The organism is Streptomyces sp. NPDC002994, assembly GCF_040611155.1.
Lineage (GTDB): Bacteria > Actinomycetota > Actinomycetes > Streptomycetales > Streptomycetaceae > Streptomyces.
Window position 1 is genome coordinate 67750 of the sequence record NZ_JBEXNQ010000005.1, and the last position, 12099, is coordinate 79848.

Consider the following 12099-nt stretch of genomic DNA (forward strand, 5'->3'; position numbering starts at 1 on the left):
CGGCGAGGACTACTTCGCCATCCCCTGCATGCCTTCCAGCTCGTACCACTTGTCGCTGAGCGCGATGGCCCTGAGCTGCTTCATGCTGAGCGCGGGCTCGGCGCGGGTGGGGGCGTTGTGAGGCGTGTCCGAGTTGAGTGCCGAGACGAGGACACGGTCGCCGTTCTTCCTCATCACGTCGGCCGTCCACATCACGGCGCCCGCCACGTCCTTGTCACCCGCGCCACGGCGCTCGATGACGGTCGTCCCGTCGGGCAGGGTGGTGACCTCACCAGTCTTCTTGAGGTCGTCCAGCACGGACCCCATCCCCCGCTGCACCCCCACCTCGACCAGGCTCTTGCCCTTGCCGTCGTCCACCGTGACGTAGGCGGAATCGACCTGGCCGCCTTCGGTGGACGTCGTCAGGCCCTCGGGCAGCAGCGACTTGAACAGCGTCGAGAACTCGGCGGGATCCGTCTTCGCTACGTCGGCCGGCTCCTCCACGCTCCCGGCCGCCGGCAGGTCCTTCAGCGCCTTGTGCCACTTGGGCGAGGTGGCCAGCGCGCCCAATTGCGCCGGGGACAGCGGCGGGTTCGGACGGCTGATCTCCGCGTCCTTCTGCGCCGGGGCGTTCCATTCGCTCACATCGACGAGGTAGCCCTGCGGCGTGACGACCGTGGCGCGCCAGGACTTCGTGTCCACGCGGCGGTCCGGGTACTCGTACCCCTGGAAAAGCATCAGCGTGGAGCCGTCGTCCAGCTTCTTGCTGCTGCACGCGTCGTGCGGGGTGTAGGTCTGGTCCGGGCACTCGATGTGCTGGCGGGAGAACTCCGAGCCGGGGTCGACGCGATTCAGGCTGAGCGTGATCGCCGCCTTGCCCTTGCCGTCGTCGATGACGCCGAAGACGGCGGGGCCCAGCTCGTCACCCGTGCCGCGTGCCTGCGCGTCGGTCAGCTCGCCGACGGGCAGCACGCTCTTGAACGTCTTGATCATCTCGTCCGGGGAGACCGCTCCCGACCCCGGCCGCCCCTGGGGAGCAAGGGGCGCCGCAGGCGTCACCGCGGCGGGTCCCGCCACCGAGATCCCGCCGGTGCCGACGCCCACCAGTCCGCCCGCGTACGCCCCGACCGTGCCCACCAACGCCAGCGCCGCCACACTGCCGGTCACGGCGGCGACGCGCCGACGACGCAGGGCACGGCGGCCTCGGGCCATACCGGCGTCGACGAGCCCGGCGGGACGCTCGCTGGAGAAGCCGTCGCCGGTTCGGCGGAGCGCGTCGCCGAGTTCTTCCTCGAAGGGCTCTGAGTGGTCTGAGTGGTCTGAGGGCATGGTGAAACCACCACTTCCTGTTCAGTACTGGACGAGGTCAAGTGTTAGCGGGAGGCGAACTCGGCGAGACTGCCGCCGAGCTGTTCGCGGAGCTTGCCGAGCGCCCGCACCGATCTGGTGCGTACGGCGGCGGAGCTGACGTTCATCGCATCGGCGGTCTCCTCGATGCTGCGGTCCTCCCAGTACCGCAGCACCACCACCGCCCGGTCCTTCGGCGCCAGCCGCGCGAGCGCGTGGAGCAGCGCCAGCCGCAGGGCCGGGTCGTCCCCCGCCGAGCCGCCCGTCGTACCGCCGGTGTCGGGCAGCTCTGCGAGGGGGCGCTCGGCCGACGAGCGGCGCCGCTGATGCGTGAGGAACGTGCGTACGAGAACGGTCTGGGCGTACGCCGCCGGGTTGCCGATCCGGGAGACCCGCCCCCACAGCAGGTACATCCGGCCCAGCGTTTCCTGCACGAGGTCCTCGGCGAGATGGGTGTCACCGCTGGTCAGCAGGCATGCCGACCGGAACAGGTGGGTGGAGCGGCCTGCCGCGAATTCCCGGAACGCCTCCGTGCGGGACTGGCGCATGTCCTCCCCTTCTTCGTCGGCGTCTGTGTCCGGCAGCTGTGTCCGGTGTCGCCTTCACCCCACTGACGCGGTGGCACTGAGGAAATGTTTCACCTGTACGGCGGCTCATGACTCGGGCGCGCGTGGGTACCCGCCGCGCATGAGCGCACTCCAGAGCACGAGAACCAGCGAAATCGCCGGTCTCGCGGACCCCATGGCCGCGAGTGACCTCGTCATCGGCATCGCGCCGTTCATCGCGGGGCTGGCCATCGCGGCTGCTCTGATCGCCGCCGTGTGGTGGGGCATCCGCATCAGGAACCGCGAGCCGTCTCCTCCCACGCCCCAGGAGCAGCCGCACCGGCCGGACGACTCGGGCCCGCCCGAGGTCACCGAGCGCCGGGAACCCGACGAGGTGACGCCACCGGAAGGCGGACGCGGACGACTCCTCCCGCACGAGCTCAGAAACACCGGTAACGCCTCCGGCCGGCACAGCGAGGCGGACCCGAAGGGCCGGCCCCGGTGGGACGACAAGTCCGGTGGTGCGTTCGGCAGCGGAGGCCCCGGCGGCTAGGTCGCCGAGAGGCGAAACAGTGGCACCCGGCCAGAGACTGAACCCAGAGAACGAAGACAGACAAGAGTGTCGATAAGGAGCAAGCTGCATGACGGCCCTCAAGAGCACCCTTCCCGAAGCCGCCCGTCAGACCACCGCGGACGCCCTCCAGGGCGCACTGGTGGACCTGCTCGGCCTGTCACTTCTCGCAAAGCAGGCGCACTGGACGATCGTGGGCCCCCGCTTCCGCTCCATCCACCTCCAGCTCGACGAGGTGGTCGCCTTCGCCCGTTCGTACGCCGACGTCGTCGCGGAACGCTCGTCGGCCATCGGCGTCGCACCGGACGGCCGTGTCGAGACGGTCGCCAAGACCAGTGAACTTCCCGAACCCGCGAACGGCTGGACCCAGGACAGCGAGGTCGTGGCCCTGATCGTCGACGCGCTCGGCACCGTCGGCCTCAGGATGCGGGAGCGGATCGACGCGACCGACAAGCCCGACCCGGTGACCCAGGACATCTTCATCGGCCTCACCGCGGAGCTGGAGAAGCAGCGCTGGATGTTCCAAGCCGAAAACCAGCACTGAGGCCCACCAGCACTGAGGGAGCCGCACGATGGCCGGGACCGAACGAGCCGCCGGATGGGCCGACGGGACGGGACGTGGCAGACAGGGTGAGCTGGACGAGCCCGGAGAGTTCGGTGAGCTCGGCGAACGCGGTGAGCGAGCCGCACGCCGCGCCTCGACCCCCGCCCGCGCGTCCGCCCGGGACACCGCCCGCATCGCCGCCCGGGTGGCTCTGCCCGCCCTCGCGGGCGGCGTCGTCATCCGCCGCAAGCAGGGCGTGGCGCTCGCCGCCCGCCTCGACGCGGACCGCCACGCGGTGGAACTCCTGAACGAACTGCGCAGGCGGTACGGTCCCGGCCCGCTGCACCTGCGCCTGGCGGGCCGCGACGTCGCACTGCCCCTCTCCGCCGAGGACGCTCAGCGCGTACTGGAAGAGACACCGGAGCCGTTCAGCCCGGCGGCGCGCGCGAAGCGCGACGCGCTCGGCCACTTCCAGCCACACGGCGTGCTGGTCTCCACGGGCCAGGACCGTGAGGAGCGCAGGGCCTTCAACGAAGACGTCCTGGAAGCCGGGCGGCACCTCCACCACCTCGCCCCGCACTTTGTACGCACCGTGCGCGAGGAGGCCGACGAGCTGCTCCTCACAGCCGGGCCACTGGACTGGGACACCTTCGGCGCGGCCTGGTGGCGGATCGTACGCCGCGTCGTCCTCGGGGACGGGGCACGCGACGACACCACGCTCACCGACCTCCTCGGGCGGCTGCGCGGCTTCGGCAACTGGGCGTCTCTGATCCCTCCACGCGTCACCGCCGGCCCGCGCGAGCGCTTCCAGCGGCGGCTGCGCGCCCACCTCGACCGCGCCGAGCCGGGCAGCCTCGCCGAGGCGCTCGCCCAGACGGCCGCCAAGCCGGGCGTCGACCCGGCGGGGCAGGTGCCGCACTGGATGTTCGCGTTCGACGCCGCCGGCATCGCGGCCGCGCGGACGCTGGCGCTGCTGGCGACCCACCCGGCGCAGGAGCAGCAAGTACACAACGAGCTGGCCATACCGGACCTCACCCGGCCGCAACTGCTGCCCTACACGCGGGCATCCGTCATGGAGTCCGTGCGGCTGTGGCCGACGACGCCGTTCCTGCTGCGCGAGAGCACCCGGCAGACGCGGTGGGGCGAGGGAACTCTGCCCGAGGGCACGGCGTTCCTTGTGTACGCCCCCTACTTCCACCGGGACGGTTCAGCGCCGTACGGTGACCGCTTCGTACCGGAGATCTGGCTGGACGGCACGGCGCAGACCGGCCCCGAGCTGGTGCCGTTCAGCGCGGGACCCGGTGTGTGCCCCGGCGAGGACCTCGTCCTTCTCGTCACGTCGACGCTCGTGGCCGCGCTCATGGAGCGTCATGACTACCGGTTGCGCGATCCTGGCCGGCTGCGCCCCGGCGGCCCGCTGCCGTACACCTTCAATCACTTCGCTCTGCGCTTCAGCGTGGTCGCGAGGCATTGAGGCCGCGCGGCATTGAGAGGCATTGACCGGACCGTTCGAGGGACTCGTACGCCATGGACCACACCCACGCCCCGATATTGGAAGCACTCGAGCGCTACCACGAACGCGGCGAACTGGCCTTCACGCCGCCCGGACACAAACAGGCCCGGGGGGCGGATCCGCTCGCCAGGAAGGTCCTGGGCGACGCGGTGTACCTCTCCGACGTCCTCGCCACCGGCGGCCTCGACGACCACCGCAGCAGCGGCAACGTGCTGCTGCGCGCGGAGAAGCTGATGGCCGACGCCGTGCACGCCGAGCACACCTTCTTCTCCACCTGCGGCAGTTCGCTGTCCGTCAAGGCGGCCATGCTCTCGGTCGCGCATCCGCACCAGAAGCTCCTGCTGGGCAGGGACGCGCACAAGTCGGTCGTCTCCGGCCTGATCCTCTCCGGCATCGAGCCGGTGTGGGTCGATCCGCAGTGGGACGCGAAACTGAACCTGGCGCATCCGCCGTCCGCCGCGGACTTCGAGGAGGCGTTCGAGCGCGAGCCCGAGGCGCGCGGCGCGCTGGTGACCAGCCCGACGCCGTACGGGGCTTGCGCCGAGCTGTCCGCCATCGCCGAGATCTGTCACGCCCGTTCGGTCCCGCTGATCGTCGACGAGGCGTGGGGCGCTCATCTGCCGTTCCACGAGGGGCTTCCGTCGTGGGCGATGGACGCGGGCGCCGACGTCTGCGTGACCAGCATTCACAAGATGGGCAGCGGCCTCGAACAGGGCTCCGTGTTCCATCTGCGGGGCGACCTGATCGACCCGCAGGTGCTGAAGTCCCGCGCCGATCTCCTCGGCACCACCAGCCCGTCCGTCATCATCTGGGCCGGACTCGACGGCTGGCGGCGCCAGATGATGACGCAGGGCCACCAGCTCCTGGACGACGTACTGCGCCTCGCCTCCCACGTACGGGCGGAGATCGAGCGGATCCCGGGCCTGCACGTCAACGACCGCACCGACTTCACCGGTCCGGGGAAGGCCGCCGACTTCGACCCGCTGCCGGTCATCATCGACGTCCAGGCGCTGGGTACGACGGGCTACCGGGCCGGGGACTGGCTGCGCGAGCGGCGCAGTACCGACATGCACCTCATCGACCACCGCCGGATCGGCGCGCAGCTCACGCACGCCGACTCGCGGGCGACGACCGCGCCGCTGCTGGACGCGCTGAAGGATCTCGCCAACCACGCCGAGGAGTTGGCGGGTGCGCCGGTCGTCGACGTACCGGCCGGGCCGCAGATGCGGCTGGAGCAGACGTGCCTGCCCCGGGACGCGTACTTCGGCCGCACCGAGGACGTACCGCTGGAGGAGGCGGTGGGGCGGGTGGCCGCCGAGATGATCACGCCGTATCCGCCGGGGATTCCGGCCGCGCTGCCGGGCGAGCGCCTGACGGAGCCGGTGCTGCGCTATCTGCGCACGGGCCTGGACGCGGGCATGAACGTCCCGGATCCGGCGGACCCGAGCCTGAAGACGGTACGCGTGATCGCCGACCGCGACCGCGACCACGCCTGAGTCGGCCGACGGGCGGTTGTCAGTGGTGGGTGACACGCTGGTTTCAAGGGAGGGTCTTCGACCAAAGGAAGCGTCATGATCACCACCGACTTCGTGCCCGGTTCGCCTTGCTGGATCGACCTGGGCTCCCCCGATGTCCCCGCCACGGCCGACTTCTACCGCACGGTCTTCAACTGGGAGTTCCAGACCTACGGCCCGCCCGACGCACAGGACGCCAACGACTTCGGCGTGCTGAAGCGCGACGGCAAGAGCATCGCCGGAATCGGGAAGCTCACCGAGGAAGGGGCCCGCTCGGCCTGGATGATCTACTTCTGTACGCCGGACGCCGATGCCACCACCGGTGCCGTTGAACGGGCGGGCGGCACGGTGCGGGTCGCCCCGATGGACGCCGCCGAAGAGGGGCGGATGGCTCAGTACACCGACCCGCAGGGCGGTCAGTTCGCCGTCTGGCAGCCGGGCAAGACCAAGGGCATGGAAGCCGCTGACCAGCCCGGCACCCTGTGCTGGACGGAGCTCTACACCACCGACGCGGCCGCCGCGAAGGAGTTCTACGGCAGCCTCTTCGGCTGGACCACCCAGGACATGGAACTGCCGGGCGGCGGCGGGACGTACTCAATGATCACCCCCGCCGGCCAGCCCGAGGAGCGCATGCACGGCGGCCTCATGCAACTCCCGCCGGACGCACTCACCCTGACCGGCGGAAAGCCCTACTGGCACCCCGTGTTCGCGGTCGAGGACTGCGATGCCACAGTCGCCAAGGTCACCAGTAACGGCGGCAGCGTGCAGATGGGCCCCGAGGACGCCGAGGGCGTCGGACGGCTGGCTGTCTGCGTCGATCCGAACGGTGCGGACTTCGTGGTGCTCACGCCGTCCACGCCGATGCCGGCCTGAGAGGGGCTGACACCCCGGGAAAGCAATGGGGCCAGGCCGGCCCTGTGCCGACCTGGACTCCGGCGGCCCGGCGCCCGGCGCCCCAGCGCGCTCAAGCGGCCACCGTTACCGCCACCGCGCGCACCGCCGGTGTGCGCAGCGTGCGGTGAGCCGTCCCCAGGCTGGTGACGAGCGTCGCGGCCGCGGCGACCGCCACGATGCCGAGCCAGATCCCGAGCCCCTGGCCGACCGGGAGGATCTCGTCCGTACGGACGTAGGTGAACGGGACGATCCCGGCGAGCCCCGCTGCCGTGCCGAACAGCACCCCGGTCACGGTCAGTACGAGCCCCTCGCAGCCGACCATCCCCAGCACCTGCCCGGGAGTGGCCCCGGCGAGCCGATGCTGGCCGAACTCGCGGCGCCGGTAGGAAGTCGCGGCGTACAGGCTGTTGATCAGCACGACGCAGGAGAAGACCACGATGATGCCGACGACCACGAGGTTCAGAGTCTCGAGGTTCTTGTCCTCCACCGACTTGGTGAGGCCGGAGGCCTTGATCGCGTCGCTCTCGACGGCCTGCATGTAAAGCGTCGCGGTGGCCATGCCGGTGAAGAGGATCAGCGGCATGAGTACGCCCGCAAGTTCCGCCGCCCTGCGGCGCATGTTGTGCACCGTCAGATAGCCGCTGGGCCCGGCGAGAATCTCGATCGGCCGCCCAAGCCGGCCCAGCAGCGCCCGCAGCAGCACCGGTGAGAAGACCGCGAAGCCCACGGCCAGCAGGATCGCGCCGTACGCCGCCGGGGCCATCGCCATGGGATCGGTGCCGTCCAGGGCGAGGGTCGTGAGCGCCGACGCCGTACCGGCCGCGAGTGCGCCGTACCCGGCGAACTTCCGCCCCCGGCCGGTCGGTTTACGTACGGCCGACGAGGCTTTCGTCGCCCGGCGGACCGCCAGGAACGCGGCACCGACCGAGGCCAGCAGGGCGATGCTGACACCCGACACGAGCGCGACGGTCCCGAACACGTACTCCACGCCGACGGCGACCTGCCCGCTGTCCTGGAACATCCCGAGCAGCGCCCGCCCTGCGAACATCGCGGGCACCACCGCGAGCACCGCCCCCACCACGCCTACCACGGCCGATTCGCCGACGACCATCCGCTTGATCTGCCCCGGAGTCGCACCGGTGCTGCGCAGCAGGCTGATTTCCTCGCCCCGCTGCCGTACGTTCACGGTGAGCGTCGAGGCGATGGCGAAGAACACCAGCAGCGACCCGTAGCCGCCGACCACGGCGGCCGCCGTGGACATCGACTCGGCGCTGACGTCGTCGACCCCGCGCGCCCCTGCCGTGTCGTGCAGCGAGTTGAACGTCATGATGATCGCGGCCCCCAGGAAGGCGGACAGCAGCGTCGCGACGAAGCGCCCGGGGCGCTGCCGGACCGAGCTCATGGCCAGTGCGAACATCGCTCACACCCCCGCCGGAACATCGCCGCGGTCGCTGCCCCGGTCGTTGTCGCTGTCGCCCAGGTGCGCGAGCCGCTCCGCGACCGCGTCCACAGTCGGCGCGTTCAGATGCCCCGCCAGCCTGCCGTCCGCGAGGAAGACGACGGTGTCCGCGTAGGACGCGGCCACCGGGTCGTGCGTCACCATCACCACCGTGCGGCCGTGGATCCGTACCGCTGCCTGGAGCAGCCGCAGTACGTCGCGCGCGCTGCGCGTGTCCAGCGCGCCGGTCGGCTCGTCCGCGAAGACCACGCTGGGCTCGGTGACCAGCGCCCGCGCGATGGCGACGCGTTGACGCTGCCCCCCGGACAACTGGTCGGGGCGGTGGCCGAGGCGGTCACCGAGACCGACCTGGGTGAGGATGTCCCGCGCCCGGTCGCGGTCGATGCGGCGACCGGCGAGCTTCAGCGGAAGGGTGGTGTTCTGCGCGACGGTGAGGGTCGGCAGCAGGTTGTACTGCTGGAAGACGAAGCCGATCCGCTGCCGCCGGAACTTCGTCAGCTCCGCCTCGGTGCCGCCGGTCATCTCCTCGCCGTCGACCATGACCTGCCCCGCGTCCGGCCGGTCGAGGCCCGCCGCGCACTGGAGGAGGGTCGACTTCCCGGACCCGGACGGCCCCATGACGGCGGTGAAGGTTCCGGCACCCAGGCTCAGCGTCACCCCGTCCAGGGCGGTCACCGCGCTGTCCGCCGCCCCGTACACCTTGCGGAGCGAAACGAGCCGCAGGGCTTCGGCCGCCCTGCGGGTGTGCTCCTGCGTTGTGCGGCGGAACATCCTCATCAACTCCCTCGTGGCACGTGCTGTGCCGTCGGAATTGACGCTACGGACGGGGAGGCGCGGCGCCGATGGCCGTAGACACCGGCTGACGGTGTACCTGGGTACACCGCCACTTTGCCCTCTGGACGGCCCCGGATGCTTGATTTTGTTCGTAACAGGGTTCCTGCGAACACCTATTGACATGTAACTGGCGATCCGGCCAGAGTCGACCCCGCAAGTGATGCCGGTCACGTCACGAGGAGCGTTGTCGCCATGCCCGAAATCCCCTCAGTCTCACGTCGCTTGCTACTCGGAGGAACGCTGGCCACCGGAGCTCTCGCGGTGGGAATCGGCGCGGCCGGGAGCGCGGCTGCCGCGCCCACGTCCGCCCAGTCCGCCACTTCGGCCGCTTCCGCCGCTTCCGCCGCGACTCCCGGCCGCAGGCCGGGCCAGAAGTCGATGATCAACGTGCCCTTCGAGCCCCACAAGACCGTCCGCGTCGGCGTGATCGGCCTCGGCAACCGCGGCTCCGGAATGACCACGGGCTGGTCCGTGGTCCCCGGCTGCGTGGTGACCGCCGTCTGCGACATCCGCGCCGACCGCGCCAAGCGCACAGCCGATCAACTGGTCGCCAAGGGCAAGCCGCGCCCGGCGGAGTACGGCGGCTCGGCCGACTCGTACGCCGAAATGCTCAAGCGCGACGACATCGACCTCGTGTACATCGCGACGCCGTGGGAGTTCCACTACGAGCAGGGCAAGGCCGCGCTGCTGGCGGACAAGCACGTCGTCGTCGAGCTGCCCATCGCGACCGAACTCCGCGAGCTGTGGGACCTCGTGGACACCTCGGAGCGCACCCGCAAGAACCTGATGCTGTCCGAGAACTGCAGCTACGGCCGCAACGAGCTGGCGATGCTGAAGGCGGCGCACGAGGGCCTGTTCGGCGACATCACCAACGGCCACGGCGGCTACCTGCACGACCTGCGCGCGCTGCTCTTCTCCAACACGTACTACACCGACTCCTGGCGCCGCCTCTGGCACACCCGCAGCACCGCGTCCTTCTACGCCATGCACGGGCTGGCCCCGATCGCGGCGGCCATGGACATCAACCGCGGCGACCGCATGACGACGCTGAAGGCGACCGCGACCGCGCCGAAGGGCCTGGCCGACTACCGGGCGCGTTTCGTCCCCAAGTCCCACCCGTCATGGAACGAGACGTACATCAACGGCGACCTGGTGACCTGCGCGATCGAGACCGCGAAGGGCCGGACCATCCGGGCCGAGCACGAAGTGAGTTCGCCCCGCCCGTACAGCCGCATCAACTCCATCGCCGGGTCCCGCGGGATCTTCGAGGACTACGCGGGTACGTCAACGACGGGCGGCCGCATCTACGTCGAGCCGGATCACGGCGGCCACTCCTGGCGCGACTTCTACACGTACCGCAAGGAATTCGACCACTGGCTGTGGAAGAAGATCGGCGACGACGCCGCGAACAACGGCGGCCACGGCGGCATGGACTACGTCCTGCAGTGGCGCACGGTGCAGCTGATGCGCGCGGGGCTGGTCCCGGACATCGACGTATACGACTCGGCGGCCTGGTGCGCGCCGGTTCCGCTGAGCGTCATGTCCCTGGCGGACAAGGGCCGTCCGGTCGCGATACCGGACTTCACGCGCGGCGGCTGGGTCAACCTGCGCCCCGGACTCGACTCGCGCACCAGCGAGATGCCCCCGGTTTCCTGACCAGTCGGCCACCCGAAGGAGCACGTCATGAGATCAGCACGACTGATCGATCGGCTCAGAGTTGTGGCGGTCGCGTTGGCGGGCGCGGTCATGTTCGTCCCCGCCCAGGCGGCGGCCGCGGCCCCGGCCGGTCCGGAGGCGCCGGCGGCTGCCAGGACCGAAGTGACCATCTCGCCCGTGGACCTCGACGGTCCGGCCATCTCGACAGTGAAGGTGACCGTCAAGAACGCCGGCCCGCAGCGCATGCGTTCACTGAAGGTGTCGTTCGCCGGACCGGTCGGCTGGGCCGTCCAGCCGTCCGTACGCGCCGTGGACGGCTCCCTCACGACGGGCGCCTCGGCCAGTACGACGTTCCAGATCCAAGTCCCCGAGAAGCGGCCGGGTTTCGTGATCCGTACGTTCACGGCGACCGCGACGTACCAGGGCGGGGACGGCCAGGGCACAGCCACCGGCACCCGCTCCGAGCGGTCCGGGACTCCGCAGGCGAGCCTGTCGGCGGCGTACAACAATGTGGCGATCACCGACGAGTCCGCGACGAAGGCGGGCAACTACGACGGTGAGGGCAACAGCTTCTCGGCGCAGAAGCTCGCCGCGGTAGGCCTGACACCCGGGGCCACGGTCAACGCCCTCGGCGCCAAGCTGACCTGGCCGAACGTTCCGGCCGGCACGAAGGACAACGTGGCGAGCTCCGGGCAGGCCGTCACGCTGGGCGGCAAGGGCAGCAAGCTGGTGTTCCTCGGCTCGGGCGTCACCAGCGGGGCGACGGGCAGCGCCACGGTGTACTACACCGACGGGACTTCCGGCACGGGGTCGTTCGGCTTCCCCAACTGGTCGTTCGACCCGGTCACGGCGCACGGCGCGACGCTGGTCAAGTCGACCGACGGCCGCAACCGGCAGGACGGATACGGCAACGCGACGGTGAAGTACAGCGTGTTCGCGAACTCGGTCGCGCTGGACCCGGCCAAGACGGTCGAGTTCGTGGTCCTGCCCGCGAACGCCAACGTCCACATCTTCGACATGGCGATCGCGCCCTGAGTGGGAAGGGGGCTGGCGCGGGTGCCCCGCGGGCCAGCCCCCTGGGCAACTTCAGCCCCTCCGGCGTTTGAGGAGCGGGGTCTGGGGCGGCGCCCCCACGCGGCGGAGCCGCAAAGTGTCACAGCGGGAAGGGGCGGGTAGGGGAACAACCCCGCAGGGCCCGCCCGCCGCACCCCGCACCCCGCACCCCGCACCCCGCACCCCGCAC

The 12099-nt window shown here is 70.6% G+C and carries 11 protein-coding genes; 7 read left to right on the plus strand and 4 right to left on the minus strand.

Translation table 11 applies throughout. The features are described 5' to 3' along the window. Positions 1-9 precede the first annotated feature (9 nt). On the minus strand, positions 10-1308 hold the full coding sequence (locus tag ABZX79_RS07545; protein WP_355253144.1) for a hypothetical protein: 1299 nt from the start codon (positions 1306-1308) through the stop codon (positions 10-12). A gap of 44 nt (positions 1309-1352) precedes the next feature. Further along, positions 1353-1874, minus strand: coding sequence for a SigE family RNA polymerase sigma factor (locus ABZX79_RS07550; protein ID WP_355253147.1), 522 nt, complete (start codon positions 1872-1874; stop codon positions 1353-1355). 139 nt (positions 1875-2013) lie between these two features. Between ABZX79_RS07550 and ABZX79_RS07555 the strand changes: the two genes are divergently transcribed. From ABZX79_RS07555 to ABZX79_RS07575, 5 genes are all read left to right on the plus strand, one after another. Beyond that, complete coding sequence (locus ABZX79_RS07555) at positions 2014-2424, plus strand: DUF6479 family protein (protein WP_355253150.1); 411 nt, start codon at positions 2014-2016, stop codon at positions 2422-2424. An 88-nt stretch (positions 2425-2512) separates the two neighbouring features. Next, a complete protein-coding gene (locus tag ABZX79_RS07560; RefSeq protein WP_355253153.1) occupies positions 2513-2986 on the plus strand; it encodes a DNA starvation/stationary phase protection protein in 474 nt (157 codons plus the stop codon). A gap of 28 nt (positions 2987-3014) precedes the next feature. Next, a complete protein-coding gene (locus ABZX79_RS07565; protein WP_355253156.1) occupies positions 3015-4460 on the plus strand; it encodes a cytochrome P450 in 1446 nt (481 codons plus the stop codon). A gap of 53 nt (positions 4461-4513) precedes the next feature. Then, positions 4514-5995, plus strand: coding sequence for an ornithine decarboxylase (locus ABZX79_RS07570; protein WP_355253158.1), 1482 nt, complete (start codon positions 4514-4516; stop codon positions 5993-5995). 75 nt (positions 5996-6070) lie between these two features. Further along, a complete protein-coding gene (locus ABZX79_RS07575) occupies positions 6071-6886 on the plus strand; it encodes a VOC family protein (protein ID WP_355253161.1) in 816 nt (271 codons plus the stop codon). A gap of 91 nt (positions 6887-6977) precedes the next feature. Here ABZX79_RS07575 and ABZX79_RS07580 read toward each other — a convergent pair whose 3' ends face one another. Further along, positions 6978-8324: an FtsX-like permease family protein gene (locus ABZX79_RS07580; RefSeq protein WP_355253163.1), complete on the minus strand. Its 1347-nt coding sequence runs from the start codon at positions 8322-8324 to the stop codon at positions 6978-6980. A 3-nt stretch (positions 8325-8327) separates the two neighbouring features. Next, positions 8328-9137: an ABC transporter ATP-binding protein gene (locus tag ABZX79_RS07585; protein ID WP_355253166.1), complete on the minus strand. Its 810-nt coding sequence runs from the start codon at positions 9135-9137 to the stop codon at positions 8328-8330. Between the two features lie 255 nt (positions 9138-9392). Between ABZX79_RS07585 and ABZX79_RS07590 the strand changes: the two genes are divergently transcribed. Further along, positions 9393-10856, plus strand: a complete 1464-nt coding sequence (locus ABZX79_RS07590; RefSeq protein WP_355253168.1) for a Gfo/Idh/MocA family oxidoreductase — start codon at positions 9393-9395, stop codon at positions 10854-10856. A 27-nt stretch (positions 10857-10883) separates the two neighbouring features. Further along, a complete protein-coding gene (locus tag ABZX79_RS07595) occupies positions 10884-11891 on the plus strand; it encodes an NEW3 domain-containing protein (protein WP_355253171.1) in 1008 nt (335 codons plus the stop codon). The last annotated feature ends 208 nt before the right edge of the window (positions 11892-12099 follow it).